We start from the raw sequence: 20634 nt of genomic DNA, 5'->3' as shown, positions 1-20634 counted from the left end.
TTTAAATATTCTGGGGAATGAAGACCTCCATCCCCCAGAGCCTTTCTAAAATAACATTATACTAGTTCACATCCGGAAGGAGATTTAAAAACTGTTCCTTACTTGCTGTTTTTAAATTTATCTTAACTTCAACGCCATAGGTTCGATCATCGATATAACTTGGAAATTCTACAACAATCCGGTCATCACTCCAGGATATGATGCTATTTATATTTACAGTTTCCTTTACTCCATTATTGATCCGATAAATACTAACTGACCTTGCTGTTTCTGCAGTATTACCAAACCCATCTCCTACTATGGTCATCCAATTCGTGTTATTTACAAAACTTCTTGAAAAACCACTCAAGGTTATATTACGCTGAAATGCTGAGATAAAAGCACCCCACTTATTCCTCACCTGAATGTTATAACCATTTTTTATGGCGCCGGTTGGCTGCGTCATGGTAATTGTAGCAACATTTGCATTTACTACGGCCGGATATTTTATACCATCGATAAACATTTCGAAATTGGCATTAGCCGCTGTTGCATTATAATTATTTCCACTTACTACGAACGTTAACATCGAAAAACCTAAGAAGCCTGATGGCGTTATGGTGCAACTTGATGACAGTATTGTGGGCTCAAGGTAGGTAAATGTTAAATTTCCGTTTGGATAACTGGCTTCCACATTGTTACGGTAAATCTTTATTTGTTGAACATTGGGCTGAGAAGATGAAAAACTTGGTGACAGGAAAGTAACGTTTCCATCATCAACACTTACCACTTGTGCATTCTGATTACCGACCGTAACCCGGATGCCATTTGTTTGTGCACCGAAGCTATCCCCTTTAATCACCACTGTAGCACCATCAATTCCGGAAACATTGCGTAACACGGGCGACGCCTGGTTTAAACTGCTTGCCACAATATTTTGCAGGTAACTGAATGGAACGGCATTGCTGGCTACACCGTCAACGGTTACCAGCACATTGCCATTGGTACCCGCCGGTATCTGTACTTTAATCTGATTAGCAGAATGACTCAGCACCGTTGCTACACTTCCATTAAACGATACCACTGGAGCAGCAGCACCGATAAAATTGGCGCCAAATACCGTCAGGGTATCTTGTGCAAAAGCCGATGTTTTGCTTAAGCCTGTAATAGTTGGTGCAATTTTGTATGTAAACGGTTGCGTATTGCTACTTACTCCATCAACGGTGACCATTACATTTCCAGATGTGGAGGCAGGTACTTTAACTTCAATGCCTGTACTATTTACTGAATTAACGGCTGCAGTTACGCCATTGAAAGTTACGTTAAGGTTTGGTCCGGCATCGAAATATCTACCAGCGATTTTAATTACATCACCAACATAACCACTTCCTTTATCAAGGCTTGTAATGTGGGGAATAAATTTAAACACCGGCCCCTGATTGGAAATGCTATTGGAGGTAACAGTGAGAGGTCCGTTTTTTGCTTCAGGCACCTGCGCAATCAACTGAACGGTAGATGATTTGGTGATAGTAGCTGAAACTCCGTTTATGGTAACCTGATTATTGGCAGCCGTTGCGCTGAACTTACGCCCGTTGATGGTTACTTCCGTTCCTACAATACCTGTTAAAGGTAGTACCTCTAAAATTACAGGTGAGTCAAAATCGTAAGTAAATGTTGGTCCATTAACTGCCTGGCCATTTACTTGCAGCATAACGTTACCTGTTCCGGCCTCATAAGGTACTGTTGCCAAAATGACGTTATTGGTTGATTTTTCGATAATGAGTCCTTGCTTATTGTTAAATAGCACCCGTACCTTGGCCGTATCCACGGGAAAATTTTTTCCGTAAATGCGTACCTGAGTATTTTCCGTACCTCTACGCGGACTAATACTGTCAATTACAGCAGAATTATCTGTAGGTTCATATTCGAACTTTTTTGCGCATTGCGAAAAGCACATTGCCAGCACCACCAGCAATAAGCCATAAATACTATTTTTGTAAATCATTTCATCAGTATTTAATTTTTCAATTTCTTCTTATTGATTTTTCAATACCTGGCTCACTGACACCTAGTTTGGTTTTAGCCACAATCCGATAACTATATAGCGCACCTTTTTGTGCGGAAGCATCAATGTAAAAATCACTGGTTTCTACATTGGCAATGAGTTTGAATTCTTTGTCAAGATTAGATTTCCGGTAGATGGAATTTGTGAGCTTTAAGTTATTATGCGCTGGCCATGAAACATAAATGCCCTCAGGTTTATTGATCAGATAAAGATCTGCAGGTGCTGCTAAAACTGCTGTTAGCGGGATGGTGATAGTGCTTACAGGTGATAAAATACTTTGATTTGCCGACGCATTCACAGCTGAAACAGCATAATCATAATCGTAACCAGGCGCTGCAGTAGTATCATTAAAAACCGTAGTTCTTAAAGGGGCTTCATTTAGTGACTTGAATTCCTTTTCAGTTCTTAATTTTCGAAAAATCCTGTAACCCACAATGTCATCATTCTTTTCGATCATGTTTTCCCAAAAGATTTTGACTGCTTCATCGGCATACCTTAGCCCCAAACCAGATGGATAAGGAACGAATTCGACTTTTAAAGGTTTAAACATTACCGGCGATGATACCTCGCTCATTTTCTGAGAGATATTCATCAACTGAATACCGTAAAAATAAGTGCTTTGTCCGTTTAAATTTTGCAGGGAATCTGTATAGGTATTGGTACGCAACGCACCCGAAACAATCCTCATATCGTCTTTCGAGGTTCCTCTGAGTACATAATAAGCAAACTGATCAATCTCAGGATTTACATCCCAAAATAATTTCACCTGAGCCGTACTATCTTGCCATACCTTTAAACCTTGTGGCGCCATCGGTGTATCCTGCTGACTTTTCACAGCGATATTTGCCGTTGCTGCAGGAAGCAAGGTGTAGCCTTTAACCTGGATAGTGAGTGGGCGAACCTGATAATGATAGGTTACATTAGGCAAAATTGCTTTATCAAAATACGAACTATCTGTTGCTGAAAGTGTGGCTACCTCAATAAATCCATCTGTAGACTTTCTGGATTTCAAAATTTGCACACCTGTGTAAATGCCTTCATTCGGCAGCGCTTTCCATGATAACCATGCACCTTTTAATGAATCTTTAATGGAAAGATTAGCGATGCCTTTGATCTGGCTAAAAGATTTACTAATTGCATAGGCGGTGTCGGATGGTAGGCCCTGGTTACCCGCAAAATCTTCAGGAACAACATAATAGCGATATAATTGACCTGGTTCTACATCCTCTGCATAAAATGTTTTGGAAGTATCATTCACTGAATAAAACAATGAAGGTGGATTAACTAACTGATATGATTTTTCGCCATTTTTTAACCTGTAAATTTTACCAAACACAGCCGGTGCATTGGTTAGTTTGGCGGTCCAGGTAAGTTGAATCACACTGTCTGCGTTCACTAAATCTTTTAAACGATAGGCTCCAAAAGGAACTCGTTTTACCTCATTTATCTTTTGGGTAAACAGAATTTGTTCTTTCCCATCACTATTTACCTTTACTACGCGATATCCTGTTGAGGGGTTGTTGTTTTTAATATTTTCATCTTCCCACATCATACCCATTCCCTTTAAAAACTCCTTTGAAATAAGGAACATACCCAAACTTTTGATATTGCCAGATTGCAACTGTTTGTAAGCCGTGCTACCGTCTGTTACTTCGAGTGCATTCTTAACAGCATCAGCGATAACGGTTCCAGCACGTTTAGTAAAATCATCAAATGAACTTGGAAAGGTTAGTGTATTTATTTTTTTAAAGTTTCCGCTCCCATTTTCATCTTTATAAACATCAAACTGTTTAACCATGCCTTTGTAGCTATTAAAACTTGATCGGCCTTCTTCGGAAGGAACGATGCCATACACTGCATTTTTGCCAGGCATTAACTGGCCCATTTCTACCCCTGTATTTGTTGGTTCTTGTGCCTTCACCCAAAAGCAAATAATAGAGAGACAAATTGTGATAATTGTTTTCATAATTTTTCCGGTTATAAATCAACGTAAAAGCTTAAATCAAGTTTCTTTGCAGCCTTCTCCTTGAAGGTGATCTTCGCTCCTCCTCCTGCACAGAGTTTTACTCCCATTCCACATAAAACGCCGAAGTCAACATCATTACAACTTGGGCTGCAACCACCTAATTTACATTCAATTCTTCCATGTGCTTTTCCGCTGAAAAACCACCCGTCTGCATCGTTTCTTCCGCCCATAAATTCGAATCCTGCCTGGTAGTTAATGCCTGCACAGAAAAGCAAACAAGCTTCAAATCCACCACCCATATTGCCCGCTACGCCAATGAGGTAGCTATTTTCTGCAAAATTGAAAATCAATTTTGCACTTGCTTCGGTCGAATACCAGAACTTCAAACTCGCAATCAGCACTTTAAATTCGAGTGGTTTTTCTTTTGGAATACCCATTTTAGAATATGTATTCACATATATTCCTGAGAAAACATCTTTTACATATCTCGTATCTACATTTTGGAAGTAATGACTTACCCTATCGCCACGCGTACTTGGGTTTTTAACACCCACACCCAGTGCGAATTCTCCATTTGATTTTATTAAGCCTAATAAATTGGCCTCCATGCTACAGCCTAAAAAGGCAAAACGATCGTCATTTTTCAAACTGATGATTAAATCGCCTTGAATTTTTGCCTTTGCTAAACCTTTTATGGGTTCGATTTGTGCATCAATGGCGATACTAAATGTTGCCTCAGGAAAATCCAACTTCATTCTGGCCTGCGCTACGTTCAAGGCTGTACCGATTACCACAGTGCCATAACCTTCAAATATAGGTCCGCTGCGAACAGTTAAGCCAATTGGATCCAGTTTGATTGCAGTACCTAAATTGGCAATGGAAAGTGCGCCGTTAATATCAACCATAAAATCTTTGGTAGCGGTGTTATATCTAAATCCGCCTCCTACACCTTCTATGGTTACAAAACCTATCGGTATTGATACATTAGCATCGAAACTGGCACCAAAATCGATTCCGGAGTTAACCTTCTTATAATGAAACTTGATTGCTGCGTCGATTGTCGTGCCTGGTATTCCGAGTTTACCTCCACCTTCAAAACCTTTATCATTCATGGCAACCTCAATCTCGGTTTTCAATACCGGTACATCCAGCGATGCCTTGATTTTGCCAACTGAGACACTTACACCGCCGCCACTATTTTTGAAGGAAATATCTGCTGCGCTCAAACTCAACAAGGGTACATCAACCGAAAGGGCGCCCTTGATACCGATCAGCGGAGTGCCGCTCGTATTGTCAAACTTAATGGCTTGAACTTTAATTTTTGCAAATGTCAGGTCAGATTCGAAATTTACAGGCGCATCTACCAGGAAGCGTCCGTTGGTATGCACTTCAAAAATTGGAATATTGATTTCCGAGGTGAAGAACTTGGTAAACTTAATTTTACCAGAACCACCTAACTTGTACACTCCTGACTGGTTTGGAACCTGGCCGAAAGAAATTGGAGCAGCACCCTTTTTAAGATTTACAATGTTGAAAATATTTATTCCAGATTCTGGGATGATAAATTTCCCGCCAAAAAACATATCGCGACTTATGGAAACATCAGAAAAATCGATGTTCGAAGTTCCAGATGCCGGTACTTTAATCACCATTTTGCCGCCAATTTTAAATCCATCTTCATTAAATAAGAAAGAAGCCAGCGTAGCACTCCAATCTAATATTTTAATAGCGGGCAAGTTGGTTTGCGAAACTTTAACGCGTTTTACCGATAAATCAGAGCCAATAACAAATTCTTCAATTTTAAAAACAGAAGATTTAATCGGACCTAAATCCGGCGTATGTATTTCGCCAACAAAATGTAAACCATCTTTATCGATGAACGATTGCTCGGTTTGGGCCAAAAATTTAAAGCCGTAAACGCTGCCCTGCCAACCTGCCTGCGGACCTTTGATTTTATATTTTATGGCAGTTTGAGCAGTGCCCGCAGAGCTAAACAACGTTACAGAGCTGGAAGCTGTAACATTTTCAGGAACCAGTTTAACCGCAGCATTGATTAAACTCCAGCCACGGCTACCTTGTATGGCTGTCATGTTTGCTTCTACTTCTCCTATAACTTTGCCGCCACCATTGCCATCGGATTCTACAATTATTCCGTTTTGCGATTTAATGGCAACCGGAATAAAATTCAGCAACTTGAAGGATAATGAAAGTTCGTCGGTTACAATTTTATTACCTTCCGGAACCGCGTTATTATTTGCATCGAAGTTGATTTTGGCATTACTGAACTGCAATTTGATATTGCCGATAGCCTTCAAATCGCTCAAAGCAGGGATAAGGTTTACAAAGGCGCCAGAAACCCGATATCCGTTGCCTTCCTGAACCATTTGATCGAGCTCAACTTCAAAGCCTAAAATTTTGGCAATGTTCCTTCCACCACCATCGGCCAATGCAAAATCTTTTTGTACAGCGCCGCTATTTGTATTTACGGTTTCCGTTTTAGCGATATAACCTGATTTTGAAGCTTTCAACTGGAAGCTACCCTTTGGAAGATATAGACTATAACCACCTGTTGCATCAGTAGTGGTTAAGAGATAAGGTTTTTCTTCTACTTTAACGGTAGCACCGCTAACCGCCGAATTATTATTTCTTACAAAACCACTAACTTTTATCCCTTTTTGGAGTTTAATCGTTTTCGGCAGTTCACTACCATTTTCGTTGATGAGTAAACTTTCCTCAACGATTACGTAAGCACTGCCTGCTGGCGCTGTAACCGAAACTTTCGCATCGCCGCCGAAACCTACGTAAAACCATTCTCCTTTGCTATCGGTAACTCCCGTGGTATCAAAAAGCTTAATTTGTGCATTGGCAATTGCCCCATTTGTTTCGGCATCAGTTATCTTAAATCTAATTTTACCTAGTTTTCTTTTCAAAAAGCCAACATCACCTAAATCAAGCGTGGTAAGCGTATTCGACCCATAATTTGAGCCCGTTAAAGTATTGTCAAACAGCTCTGACAAGGCCCCAACTACATTGCTATTCAAACTGGCGGTCGAGCTGAAATTAGATGATGAATAGTTAACCAATTTCGCACCCGAGCCCGAAACATTCGTAACTGTTGGTGCAACAGGCGAAGAAAAAGATTTAATACCAGAGTTATTGAAAGTGGCAACACTTTGAGAAGCAGCGACGCCAAACAATACTGGTGAAAACGAAATTCCTCTAGCCAGTTCGTTTTTAACGGTTGGAGTATTCATCAGTTGAATACTTAAATCAACTGCGTTGGCCTGTGTGTTTTTAAGATTAACCGCCCGTGTATCTTCGTAAATTTTATCGTTTTTGAAAATATGTGCAGACTCCAATACATTGCCTGGCAGCTGAACGGAATTGCCCGCTGTTCCGTTACCACTATTGTTTCCAGTAGATTTTGCAGGAATGATCACCTGGATTCGTTCATTTACATAACCTTCCTTTTTAATGATCAAATAATGCGTTCCCGGAAAATAAGTAGTGCTGAACAAGCCGGTTTCTCCTGAAGTAAAAATATCCGTTGAACCTTCAAAATTGAGCCTGGCATTGCCTAAAGCTTTTTTATCTTCAGCAACTACTCTACCCGCAACCTGTACCAATTCGGGTTTTATCCTGAAGGAAACGTCTTTTTGCTCGCCATCTAAAACCCTGTTAACGATAATCTCGTTTGATGGATCAATCTTAAGATTCTTAAACTCCGCAGGAACCTGAATGAGTTTTACAGTAAACGATTTTCCCTCTTTTAATCGTGGTAAATTACCAATAGCATAATTACCGGCACTATCAGTTCTCGACGCATAAGCCATATCTACAAGCATTCTGTCTATCGCGTTGCCGCCTGGAAATGATGTACTAAGATTAGCTGCAAGAGTATTTTTTCCACCGCCCAAGGTTGAATTTACAAGATTACTGGTATAAAAATTTCCCGTAGAGGTTGATTTAGTTGTTGCAATGGTTTGTGCTGGCTTACTGGCCTGCACATTTGTATTTGCAATAGAAATACCTGCCACCAACTGACTACTGTATTGACTTGCTCCAACACTTACAAAAGGCGACCCTTGCACAGTTGATTCTTCAACATCATCTTTATTAAATACAACCTTAACGATAGCATCCTTAACGGATGCGAAACCATTTTGTAGTGATAATTGAACCGAACCAACAATAGCCGGAGGAAGCGCAATCAGCTGGTAAGTTGGTTTTACGTTCACCACTTGTGTATTTGACAATTCAACATCAGCCACTTTTAAACCACCTGATGTTGATGTGATGTTTCCACCCGTACTGAGTTTAACCGTATAATTAATGCTATGAAACAACTTCGCAAATTTGAAACTAGCTCCGCTCCTGGCAGCCACACTATCTACTGCAACAAGAACCATACTTTTTCCATTAACTGTTTCTTTCACTTTCCTGTCGGATGATAAATTACCATCATCATTTAAAAAAGGATAAGCAATGGCATCTGCATCTTCACGATAGATTTTTACTACAATGTTTTTTTTATCATTTTCTGTCCCTTGAATTTGGGGCAGTTCAATCACTGGAGAATAACGATAGGTTGATGCCAGGCAAATGATTTCTCCCAAATCGATATCCGTATTCTTCAGCATGCTTACTGGTATAATTTTAGTCTCTTCGATAGCACCTTTACTCACCACAATTTTAATCTGGCTGTAGCGGTCTCCACCGGTGAAATTCAAGTCAGCAAAATTCACATCGAAATTACCTTCAGCATCGGTTTTGCCAGAAGCGATTAAATTAGGCTCAAGATTTTTAATGGTGAAATTCACTTCATTCTTTTTACCATTAATCGGTTCATTAGTATTTTTACCGTCCTTCTGTGAACCTGGCGTTACTGCTTTGCTATTTTTGGACGAGAAAATACCGAACTGCGAGTTGGTTTGCTCTTTCTGTTTTTTCTGTTCTTTTTGAACAGTTGCGTTGTAAGGATTTAAAATTGCCGGTGTTGTGTTTGGAACGCCAATTATCTTTACGGTGGCGCCAGCAAGCGGTTTTTTATCAGATGAGGCGATCCCACTGGATGCATCAACACTCGAATCTAATTTTCGGTGGCCAGTTACAAATACGGCTGAAGAAACCGACGCATTGGCATTCGCCGTAACTGCGCTTACATATCCATTATTTGCTGCCGCAGCAATAATGGTTTTATCTGTAGTAATCGCATTGCGAACATTTGAAGGATTATCTGTTAAGGGATTAAAGGCATTATAAACGATACCGCCAATTACTCCCTTACCAACTGAAGCATTACTATTATTTGCAGAACCTGGTTTTGATGTTGTGGTGGTTGCTGTGATAAGTCCGGCAGTTGCATATCCATCCGGCATCTTTAAAGCCGCTGCTACATCGCTAAAACCTGGAGTAAAAAGCAGATTACCTCCGCTACCACCACTATTGTTTGGTATAACGCCTTTATAGCTATCTTCACTCGCTTTAAAAGCCCAAAGCGCCTTACCTTTGATACTATTGGTGGTCATCGGTTTTTTAGGCGATGATTTAGTTTCTTCAGATTTTGTTTCCGTAAAGGAGGTAGCGGCAGAATTATAAATAAATGAACTGACCTGACTAATTCCATTGTTTCGAAAAGTGTACCCATTATTCGGATCGAAAGCTGTTACCGCCAAAACATATCGTCTGCCTGCCGTTAGTTGTGGATCTGCAGGATTATAAACATAGACATTGCCCATTACCTCCTTTTCGAAAAAGTATGGCGGCACTGCTGTCAAATACGCATCATTTGGATTTCGATTGGCCTGAGTTTCAATTATCCTCACTTTATATCTGATTGATGGTGGTGCACCTGGAGGAGTTGTCCAGTTGATGGTAAAAATATTTCCAACTGTTGATTTCAGTTCCTCTCCGTCAAGGGGTTTAATTACCAGCGGAGGTTCCAAACTGCTAATAGAAAACCGGTTACTGCATCCCACAGGTTCATCGGCACTTATTGGCGCATTGGTGTTGTAATCGTAAGCCTGCATACAGACCTGATAGCTGCCTTCCGGCAATCCATTTCCACGGATAAATTCATCTTTGGTAATGCCAGTATAGGTAAGCTGGTTATAATCAAATAGCGTAACCAGATCAGTCCCATTCAGGTTGCGCACCTGCCCAGGTGCTAGTGTTATTGCAGCTGAGCTTTTATAATTTCTGCCCACCTCCAACCTAATGCCATTGTCGCCCACCACCGCAGCACGTAACTGTATTTGCTGTGTTCCAGCCGATTGATTGGTTAAGGTGATCAGCACTTGTTGCGGTCTGCTTTCGTAATCGGTAATTCGATTTGGATAAGGTGGTAAAATCCGAATGGAAACACCTACCTGTGCTTTTAGTGTCTGTGTAAAAGCCAATGCTAAAATGAATACGATAAAATAGATAACTTTTTTCATGACTAAAATTTTATTTGATAGGCTAATTCCCCTCTTAACTCGCTGTATTTTTGCTGTAATCCTTCGGTATTTGCCGGAGCGTTACTTAAAAAGTAAAGTCCGAAATCGATGTTATGCCCCTTTCTAACCCTATATTTCGTATTAAAGGAGCCGTTGTAAATCAAACTCTTACCGATGGCTTGCTCCCCAATTGTTATCGAATGGTTAGTTGACATTCGCAATAAAGATTTAAGCATGGTGATATCTCCTCCTACAGAAAAGCCGGTATAGGTTTGATCGATGCCCATTCCTTTCAATTGGGTAGAGTTAATGCTGGTATTGAGGTTGATGCCTTGCTTAACAAAGCCAATATTATAACTTGCTAAAAACTGTTTAGTATCCATGTTTCTACTCACTGCACTTTCACCAAAAAACTGATTAAAATCGTTCAGGTTGCTGAGTGTAGCCGCGAGGGTAATCATGTGACTATATTTTTCGTTGCTAAATATATACCTGGGCATCAGGCTATACATTTCAGTGGTTTGCACAATTCTTAATGAATCGGCAAAACGTACGGTATTAGGACTCTGGTTATTGGAATAATTGCTGTAACTGGCATCCATACCAAACCTATCGGTAAATTGTATCGTTGCATTTCCTGCACCAATGAATCTTTTATTGGTGGCGTTTTTCTGGTTTTGAAGATTATCCTTTTGGATACCAACACTCCCATTAAAGCTGATCTTATTTTTCCAGGCCAGAAATGAGGGTGCGATGGTCCAGGCCTCAATATCTGAAGTAATAAAATAGGCACCCATCGATTTAAATTCAGGATCAATACGGCGATAGTTTATTTTTAAGCCATATTTTTTATCGCGATACCCCACACCAGCACTAAAAGCAGTATATAATTCGCTGGTTGCATTTATGTGTGCATATTTTTTTATGGTTTTTAAAATCGGATCTTCCAAAGAATCTAATGGCAGAGTAGTATACAAGTTGCGGGTGTATAAACTCACCGCAGCTTCACTTTCTATTAGGAAATATTTCAGAAAAGTAATCTGTCCTTTATAACCTAAAACCGTGTTTCCGGCAGGCGCAATAGGGTTAAATTGTTTATTCAGCTGACTGCGGACAAAACCTGTGCTGTCGTCTTTCGCTTTTAAATAGCTGAAATCAATGAAACTTTTTGCCGAGCCATAGCCAACTTTTACGGCATAACCTTTACGGTTAAAAGCTTGTGGTGCCAGTGATTGTGTTAGCGTATCAATCACGGTGGCCTTATTTAATCGCCCATACATAAAACCCAGCCTAAACTTGCCAGGATTGAGTTCCACTCCGGCACCCAACATGGTATGGCCGCCTAAAGTGTATGGAGAAAAACTAACATTACGATAACCTGCATGCAAGGTGATCCATTTATAGGTTGGGCTTAACCCAAATTGATTGAACGGCTGTTGAAAATTCGTTTTCCGATCTGTATATACCACACTGAAAGGAACATCCCAACCATAAATGCTTAACGTAGGACTCCCGCTTAAAATCAGTGAAAATGGATTACGGCGGTTTGCGGCACCATTCATTTGATAACCAATAGTGCGAACCTCTAATGCACCGCTATAACTAAATGGTTTTGCATTTTTGATATTTGCGATATCTTGTGCAAATAAAGGCTTGGTTAACACGAATAATGCGAGGAGGCAGCTTAACCTTCTAATGAAAAATAAGAATTGTTTCATAGCTGTTCTATTAATTTAGCAATCAAAAAAACAGCTTTAATTCACCCCATTTATAGCTAGTGATTGAGTAAGTACTTTTATTGAGCGAATGAGGATTTTTGATGAGTGAGCTCATTTAAGGCACAAGCAAATAACAAGTTGCTTAGGCATTGCAATTAAAATAATAATATTTTCGACTCAAATTGAGTTGCCAAAAATCCTAGAAAATAAAAAGGCTCAACTAAATCAGTTGAGCCTTAGAACACTAATAATCATTTGAAATCAGAATAATGGTTGCATTAAATTTTCTTTCTTTTGCACGTGTCAGAAAGAATAAAACACTATAGTTACTCTTGGCCTCTACCCTGATAATATTGGTGTTATCAACCAGATAAATGCCTTCTGCGGTGGGCAGTTCTTGTTTATTTCTCGATTATTTTTCTGGCAAACTAATCTTGCTTGAAGATTTTCCAGCACCTTTTTTATCACTCAAAATTTTCTTTCGAAACATCAAACCTGATGCTGGTTTTGTGCACAATTCCTATCGGCTGAGCAGAGTGGCAATATAAATGAGTGGATGGGCAATTTGGCTTAGTATAAATTAATGTTACTTGGTATATTTATGTGTTATTTTGATATCGAGGTATCATCACTAAATTAATTATCGCTCAATAATTATGAAAACGTGGATAGTTTCTTTAATTATTCTTGCTTTTGGTGGTTACACCGCTAAAGCGCAGCTTTTTCCTAATTTAAAATTTAACCAGATAACAGTAAGAGATGGCTTAAGCACTAACGCCGTACGCTGCACTTACGAAGATCAAAATGGAATTATCTGGATTGCTACTGCTAAAGGGCTAAACCGATATGATGGAACCGGTATTAAAGAGTTTAAACATAGCGATACCGATAGCACCTCGATTTGTAATGATGTAATCATAAACATTGCTGCCGACAAGGAGCATCAGCTATGGTTGGGTACTGCAAAAGGTTTATCTCGATTTAATCCGCAAACTGGTAAAGCTGTTAATTATTTTCATCAGCCTGAAAATAAAAATAGCTTAGCGCATAATTATAACTGTGCGCCTTTTGTAGATAGCAAAGGCAATCTTTGGATTGCTACCAGCAACGGAATACAGCTTTTTGATTATCGCAAAAATACATTTTTCACTTTCCCGCCGGCGCCAGGAACAGCTGAAGACCATAATGCTTTCAACCTGATAAAAGAAGACAAAAACCACAGATTATGGGCTTTGGGTTATAAGGGCTTATATTTAATCGATCAGCGAAATAAAAAAATACATCCCTATAGTCAGCAGGATAATATATTATCGCTATATCAGGCTTCTGACGGAAATAGTTACATTGGCAAAGCAGAAGGCGGCCTGAACGCCTTTTACTCAAAAGAAAATATCTTAAAGCCAATCAATATCCCGTTTTTAAAAAGACCTAGCAGGCGGGTTAACGATATTGCAGAGTGGACAGACAATAACCAAAACAAGTGGCTTTGTGTTGCTGCAAGTGGCGGTTTTATACTAAAAAATTTAAAGAACGATGAAATAAAAGGATATATATCAGACGAGCTTAATCCAGCGGCATTAAATGCTTTTAACATTTATCACATTGCTAAAGACAGGCAAAACCGTTTATGGTTATCAACCGATAACGGTATTAGCATTGTCGACCCGAACTTTCAAAATTTTGAAAATATTCCGCTTTATCAGCAGATCAAGCTCAATAATCCAAAACTATTGGGTATCCCGAACAATATGCTTGAAACGGAAGACCGCTTTTACATTACCTGCTATTATGCCAAGGGCATTTATACTTTTAGTAAGAAATGGCAGCTGCTATCCCATATTGCGCAAATACCAGAAACTGCAAAGAGTTTTTTGAGCAAATCAATTAACAGCATATATAGGGATGATGAAAAGAATTTTTGGTTTAGCACAGATTCTGGCCTGGTGAAGAAGTCCGGCAATCGCTACAAAATATTTTTCCCTCCGGTTGATACTAGCAATAAAGATAACCTAGTGATTTCAAAATTATATAAACGAAAGGATGGTAAATTCTGGATCAGGGCCAGGCAAAATGGGATTTATCTCTTCAATCCCTCGACCGAAAAATTTATTAAACAATACCTGCCTGATGGCAAAGACATTGATGGATCGGTTTATTCAGGCCTGATTGACAAACAGGATGACTTTTGGATTGGTGCTACAAAAAGCATCAGCGTTTTCAATCCAGCAAGAAATGCTTTCGACAAAATTACCATTAAAGATATTGATGGAAAAATACGTGATGTAACCTGGGTAACTGATATCACACAAGACAAAGAAAACGTGATTTGGGCCGTTTCGGATATTGGATTGATGAAAATCGACAAGAAGCGTAAAACCGGATTGCTCATCAACCATAAAATGAAGTTACCAGAAAATTATCTGAAACGGATTCTCATTGATACCACCGGAAACTTATGGATTCCATCACAACAAGGAATTATTAAATACGATAGAAAAAAAACTTTCACCTATTTTAATTTCAATAATGGCCTGCCTTTTCAATATGAAGGACACGGCTTTTTTGAGATTGATAAAGAAGGACATTTCTTGTTAAGTTACAGTGGTTATGTTACGCGTTTTAACCCCTATAATATTAAATCGAACACGGCAGTACCTCGGGTCATCTTTATGGATCTCAGTGCTGATGGACAAGAAAAGACAATACATATCAGCGGCCATACAAAGGCAATTATCCTTAAGCCAGGTACAAAAATAGTGAACATTCATTTTGCCTTAACCAGTTATACTGCACCGCAAGAGAATAAATATTTTTATAAAATTGGAAAAGATGCGGCATGGCAACAGGTAAAAAACGGTGATATCGCTTTAGGAAGCATGCCAAATGGTAAATATGTGCTTTATATTAAAGGTTGCAATAATGATGAAGTTTTTAGTGCAGAAGAGCAACTTCTTATCACCGTACTGCCACACTGGTACGAAAAAAACTGGTTTAGGATATTGTGCGTCCTTCTGATTGTTGTCACCATATTTCTATTGGTCAGACGAAGGATAATTTTTATACGCAATCAGTTTCTGATCAAACAAAGGCTGTCAGAAAGTGAACTTAAGTCCATCCGTTCACAGATGAATCCGCATTTCATTTTTAATGTACTCAATTCAATTGAAGCCTATATCATGGAAAATGACAAAAAAACGGCTTCTCGATTGATACAAAAGTTTGCAGCTTTGAGCAGGCTGATATTAGAAAACTCAACCAAAAGTTTGGTTACGGCTGATAAGGAATGGAAAGCTTTAATGTTATATACCGAACTGGAAGCAATGCGATACGCTGGACTTTTTACTTACGATTTTGAAGTAGACGATGATATTCAGCTAAAAAGTATTCATCTTCCGCCAATGCTTATTCAACCTTTAATCGAGAATGCCATTTTGCATGGCCTGATTGCTCATGAACAAACCGGTGGACAATTGAAAGTGACATTGATTAAAACCGATAATGGAATTTGTATTTCTGTTCAGGATAATGGAATTGGCTACGGCACCGAAACCAAAACAAATCGTTTCAGTGGTATTAAAGAAAAATCTATGGGATTAGCTTCTATCAAAGAGAGGATTGAAATGATCAACAAACAGAATCCGAACAGTGTAAGGGCAAGTTTCTCCATTACATCAGGAAAAAATCAGAGCGGAACAATTGCCGAAGTATGTTTACCTTTTTTTGATGAACCTGATGAGCGGTAATTCTAGGCATTATCCTAATTCTTTTATATTTAAATCTGCATAAGAATGTTGCTTTCATGACACAATTCCATCGAATGGTATTGATTATATTTGCAACACAGATGAAGATCCCGAGAAAAAAAAAGTTCATATTAAAGTTTAGGGTAGCCTTGCAAACGCTTTTCCTATTAAGCAGTTTTAGTTTATTTGCCCAATCAGCCCGGGTTCAGGTTTCTGTTAACGAAGGTTTATTGGAAGGAAGGATGAAAGATGGTGTTTATATTTTCAAAGGTATTCCTTATGCCAAACCACCTGTTGGAAATTTACGATGGCGAGCGCCAGAACCTGTAGCAAAATGGCCGGGCGTTCGAAAAGCCATTGATTTTAGTGCCAGGCCGGTTCAGAAATCAGGTATCTTGTATGAATTCAGATCTGAAGAAATGAGCGAAGACTGCCTTTATTTAAATGTGTGGAGCACGGCGAAGGCAAATGACCAACCTCAACCTGTTTATATATTTATTCATGGCGGCTCATTTATACATGGAGATGGATCGCAGCCCGCGTATGATGGTGCAAGTATGGCGAAGCAGGGCATTGTATACGTTTCAATTAATTACCGGCTTGGCGTTTTTGGTTTTTTAGCGCACCCTGATTTGGCCAAAGAGAACAAATGGGGTGCCTCCGGGAATTATGGTTTACTCGATCAGGTGGCTGCGATAAAATGGGTTCGTGACAACATAGCTGCATTTGGCGGTGATCCTTATCGCATTATTATTGGTGGCGAATCCGTAGGGGCACAATCTGTTAGCGCACACATGGCATCTCCACTCTCTAAAGGGCTTTTTGCTGCAGCTATTGCTCAAAGTAGTTCCCTATTGGATTCACGCAGGTTAATCAAATCAAAAAAAGCCTCTGAGAAAATGGGGATAGATTTTGCTGCACTAACAAAAAGCACCTCGATTGCAGCAATGCGACAAATTGACGAAAAGCGGTTATTAAAAATTGCCTCCAAAGGCGACCCAAGAAGGTTCAAGCCAACCGTTGATGGTTATTTTTTGAACCAGTTTCCGATAGATGTTTTTCAGGCAGGTAATCAGGCCAAAGTTCCGCTTTTGGTAGGTTGGAATGCTGATGAAGTTCCGGCATTGGCTTTTTACAGGCTCAGAAGAATTAATCCTGAAAATTTCAGGGAAAGGGTAAATAAAATTTATGGTGAAGATGCTGAGGAGCTATTAAAATACTACCCGGTTAAAACAAAGGCTGAGGCAAAAATAGCCGGATCTAAGTTAGGTAGCGACTGGCTCATTAACTACGGAACCTGGCAGTTGGCCGAATTACATGCGAAAAGCGAGGCTCCTGTATATCGTTATTTGTTCGATCAGCCCCATCCAGGCCTAACTTCCAAAACCATTAACGATGGTAACTTTTTCCAGGTTATTCTAAAAAAATTAATCAATAAAGCCATTACAGGATCAGCATTCCATGCCGCAGAAATAGAATATGCCTTAGGAAACTTAGAAGTACAAGGAAACTACGCCTGGAAACCAGGAGATTATCTTGTGTCGAAGCAGATGCAGTCTTATTTTGTAAATTTTATTCGCACAGGTAATCCGAACGGCGAAAGTCAGAACCAAAATAATCTTGTGAACTGGCCACAATTAAGAAGCACTCAGACCAACAGGTTTTTAAGAATAGGCTTACCCAGTAAAGTAGAAACAGAGGCAGATACCACGAAAAATCGATATTTGCTTTTACAGAAAATAAGTTTTGGAGAATAAACCGGCAAAAAAAAAGCTGCATGAAAACATGCAGCTTTTTTGATTTTAAATCAATTACAACGATTTATGTGCATCGCGTAATGCTTTAATTGCATCATGGCTAATATTGATACCATCTTGTTGTTTAAGCAAAACTGATCTTACGTTTTCACCTAATTCATTTTCCTGAAGGGCATCTTTATATGCTTTTTTAATAGCATCTTCCCCTCTTTCGCATTCAGCTAAAATGCTATGGCGATCATCACCTCCAAAGCTTGCCTTAATATCGATCCATGCTCTGTGTAATGTTCCTAAAATAGTGTTTCCCGTATCTGGATCTTCATTGTTTCTGCCTACTAAACCCGCAAGTTCAGTTACGTTTGCTCTACTATCTGATGATAGTTTGTCAAAAGTTGCTTTTAAATCAATGTTTTCTTCACTTAGGTCTTTTGAAGCTTTATCAAAGCCGTCAGCTCTGTCATTGTTAATTTGAATAAGGTCATTTAATACCTCTACTGTTTTTTCTTGATTTTCCATAGTAAATTATAATTCTATAATTGGTAGTGTGATATTATAACAAGCTCTTTCATTTAAAGTTTTACCAACTCAAATATTTGGATGAAAAATATCCTTACGCTTTCCAATTTGATAAAACACTTTTAGCTGACAAACATTAACGGTAACAGTCCGTTTGTTAATTAGAATTTTAAAAATGAATATTATGTCTATATTAAATAACAAAGTCGCCATTGTATCTGGCGCTGGGTCAGGAATAGGAAGAGCAATCGCAATTACGTACGCTGCTGAAGGTGCGAAGGTTGTAGTTGCTGATATTAATGAAGAACATGCAAACGAAACTGTAAGTTTAATTAAAGACAATGGTGGAGAAGCCATTGCGATCAAGGCTGATTCTTCAAAAGCGGAAGAAAACAAAAGATTGGTAGAGGAAACGGTAAGCCATTTTGGGCGTTTAGATATTGCCTGCAATAACGCAGGAATGGGTGGTCCTGCGAAACCAACAGGAGATTATGAGCCAGAAGAGTGGGATCGTGTAATCGCACTAAATTTGAACGGTGTTTTTTATGCCTGCAAATATCAGTTGGCACAAATGGAAAAAAACGGTGGCGGATCCATTATTAACATTGCATCTATCCACGGACAGGTTGCTGCGCCAAACAGTCCGGCTTATACCGCTTCAAAACATGCCGTTGTGGGCTTAACTAAAAATATTGCAGTTGAATACGCACAAAAAAATATAAGGTGTAATGCAGTTGGTCCAGGTTATATAGAAACGCCCCTTCTCACTGCAAATTTAAGCGAGGAAGCCATGAAAGCAGTGGCTGCAAAAAGTGCAATCAATCGGCTGGGAACTGTTCAGGAAATAGCGGATTTGGTGGCTTTTTTAAGTTCAGAAAAATCTTCGTTTACCACAGGAAGCTACATTATTGCCGATGGTGGTTATACTGCTGTTTAGAATAAACGTTTTAATAGGAGAATAAGACCAGGTTCAAAAAAGGACCTGGTCTTTTTTTTGATTTTTTGACTATCGAAATCAACTTACAAATTGCAAACTATTCAAACCAAGCTGTTCTCAAATTGTTAGCATTATAGTTACTGCATCAACCCTAAAACTAAAATTATGAAATCAAAATTTCACTTTATCGCATTAGCAAGTACATTGCTCTGCATAACTGCCTGTTCTAAAAATGAAATAAATGAGGATACTGAACCAAATCCTACTGATGGACCTGGCGTAGAAACAAATGCTCCAAATACAAGTTACAAGCCTGCATTTAATGGGCAAACAAGGGTGAAAGCCGTTCGTACAACTGCAGCTTTTCAGGGTACCGCCATCAGTTCAGGTTTAACTGCACCATGGGGCATCACTGCACTACCCGACGGCCGCTTGCTCATCACCCAAAAAGCGGGTACGATGCGCATTGCAACTCCTTCCGGCGCCTTAAGTACGCCTATTACAGGCTTACCTGCCGTAAATTCTTCGGGTCAGGGTGGTTTACTCGGACTTTGCATCGACCCACAATTCACCAGCAACAGAATGGTATATTGGGTATTTTCTGAAAATGTTGCTGGTGGTACTCAAACTTCTGTAGCCAAAGGGCGACTTTCTCAAAACGAACAGAACATTGAAAACGCTACTGTAATTTATCGGGCTGGCCCGGCTTACAATGGCACTTTACATTATGGTGGTCGAATTTTATTTGATCGCAGTGGAAATTTAGTGGTTAGCACCGGAGAAAGATCTGATTTAGCTACCCGTCCGCTGGCACAATCGGTTTCTTCTGGTCTTGGCAAAGTTGTGAGGATTACGACAAATGGTTTGCCAGCTACAGGAAATCCAACATTTTCTGGTTCTGGTGCATTACCAGAATTATATAGCATCGGTCACCGTAATCCTCAAGGCTTAGCGATGCATCCGGTAACTGGTGAAATCTGGCAGGGAGAGCATGGTCCGAGGGGTGGTGATGAAATAAACCGGCTGCAGGCGGGCAAAAATTATGGCTGGCCAACGATTACCTACGGAATAGAATATAGCGGTGCGGCAATTGGCGCTCCTATCCAACAACAAAATGGACTTGAACAGCCTGTTTATTATTGGGATCCGGTGATTTCACCAAGCGGCATGACATTCTATACAGGTAACCGCATTGCAGAATGGCAAAATAACTTATTCATAGGATCACTAAGTGCAACACATATCGTAAGGTTAGTGATTGAAAATAACCGGGTAATGGGAGAAGAAAGATTATTAGCCAGCGAAAATCAGAGATTCAGAGATATTACGCAGGGAACCGACAATGCGCTTTACGCCATCACAGATGGAGGTAGGCTTTATCGAATTGATCGGTCATAAAAGTTAAATGTATTTATTTGCGAAGCGTGGTAGAAGTAATTTTGCCACGCTTTTTTACTTAAGATTTAATTTTTAAACGCTAAATAGCAATACCAGCTAAAATATTGATTATTAACTT

The 20634-nt window shown here is 39.5% G+C and carries 9 protein-coding genes; 4 read left to right on the top strand and 5 right to left on the bottom strand.

All coding sequences use genetic code 11. The features are described 5' to 3' along the window. Positions 1-61: 61 nt before the first annotated feature. Genes EA772_RS14950 through EA772_RS14935 form a run of 4 tightly spaced genes read right to left on the bottom strand, consistent with a single transcriptional unit; the run spans position 62 to position 12165 of the window. Positions 62-1984, bottom strand: a complete 1923-nt coding sequence (locus tag EA772_RS14950; RefSeq protein ID WP_124913911.1) for an IPT/TIG domain-containing protein — start codon at positions 1982-1984, stop codon at positions 62-64. A 19-nt stretch (positions 1985-2003) separates the two neighbouring features. After that, the gene (locus EA772_RS14945) at positions 2004-4010 is read right to left on the bottom strand and encodes a fibronectin type III domain-containing protein (RefSeq protein WP_124913910.1); all 2007 of its coding nucleotides are present in this window, start codon (positions 4008-4010) and stop codon (positions 2004-2006) included. A gap of 11 nt (positions 4011-4021) precedes the next feature. Continuing rightward, a complete protein-coding gene (locus EA772_RS14940) occupies positions 4022-10447 on the bottom strand; it encodes a carboxypeptidase regulatory-like domain-containing protein (protein WP_124913909.1) in 6426 nt (2141 codons plus the stop codon). A 2-nt stretch (positions 10448-10449) separates the two neighbouring features. Further along, entirely contained in the window at positions 10450-12165 is a 1716-nt protein-coding gene (locus tag EA772_RS14935; RefSeq protein WP_124913908.1) for a hypothetical protein, read from the bottom strand. Between the two features lie 656 nt (positions 12166-12821). Here EA772_RS14935 and EA772_RS14930 point away from each other — a divergent pair. Next, positions 12822-15908, top strand: a complete 3087-nt coding sequence (locus EA772_RS14930; protein WP_124913907.1) for a two-component regulator propeller domain-containing protein — start codon at positions 12822-12824, stop codon at positions 15906-15908. Between the two features lie 101 nt (positions 15909-16009). Beyond that, a complete protein-coding gene (locus EA772_RS14925) occupies positions 16010-17665 on the top strand; it encodes a carboxylesterase/lipase family protein (protein WP_168187567.1) in 1656 nt (551 codons plus the stop codon). A gap of 54 nt (positions 17666-17719) precedes the next feature. Here EA772_RS14925 and EA772_RS14920 read toward each other — a convergent pair whose 3' ends face one another. Continuing rightward, positions 17720-18181, bottom strand: a complete 462-nt coding sequence (locus tag EA772_RS14920) for a PA2169 family four-helix-bundle protein (RefSeq protein WP_010599654.1) — start codon at positions 18179-18181, stop codon at positions 17720-17722. A 184-nt stretch (positions 18182-18365) separates the two neighbouring features. On the opposite strand from EA772_RS14920, the gene EA772_RS14915 reads away from it, so the two are divergent. Both EA772_RS14915 and EA772_RS14910 read left to right on the top strand, forming a co-directional pair. Beyond that, a complete protein-coding gene (locus tag EA772_RS14915) occupies positions 18366-19118 on the top strand; it encodes an SDR family NAD(P)-dependent oxidoreductase (protein ID WP_124913905.1) in 753 nt (250 codons plus the stop codon). A 165-nt stretch (positions 19119-19283) separates the two neighbouring features. After that, a complete protein-coding gene (locus EA772_RS14910; protein ID WP_124913904.1) occupies positions 19284-20516 on the top strand; it encodes a PQQ-dependent sugar dehydrogenase in 1233 nt (410 codons plus the stop codon). Positions 20517-20634: the final 118 nt, after the last annotated feature.

It is taken from the genome of Pedobacter sp. G11, assembly GCF_003860265.1.
GTDB lineage: Bacteria > Bacteroidota > Bacteroidia > Sphingobacteriales > Sphingobacteriaceae > Pedobacter > Pedobacter agri.
Note: the sequence above shows the minus strand (reverse complement) of the source record. Positions and strands in the feature narration are given on the sequence as shown.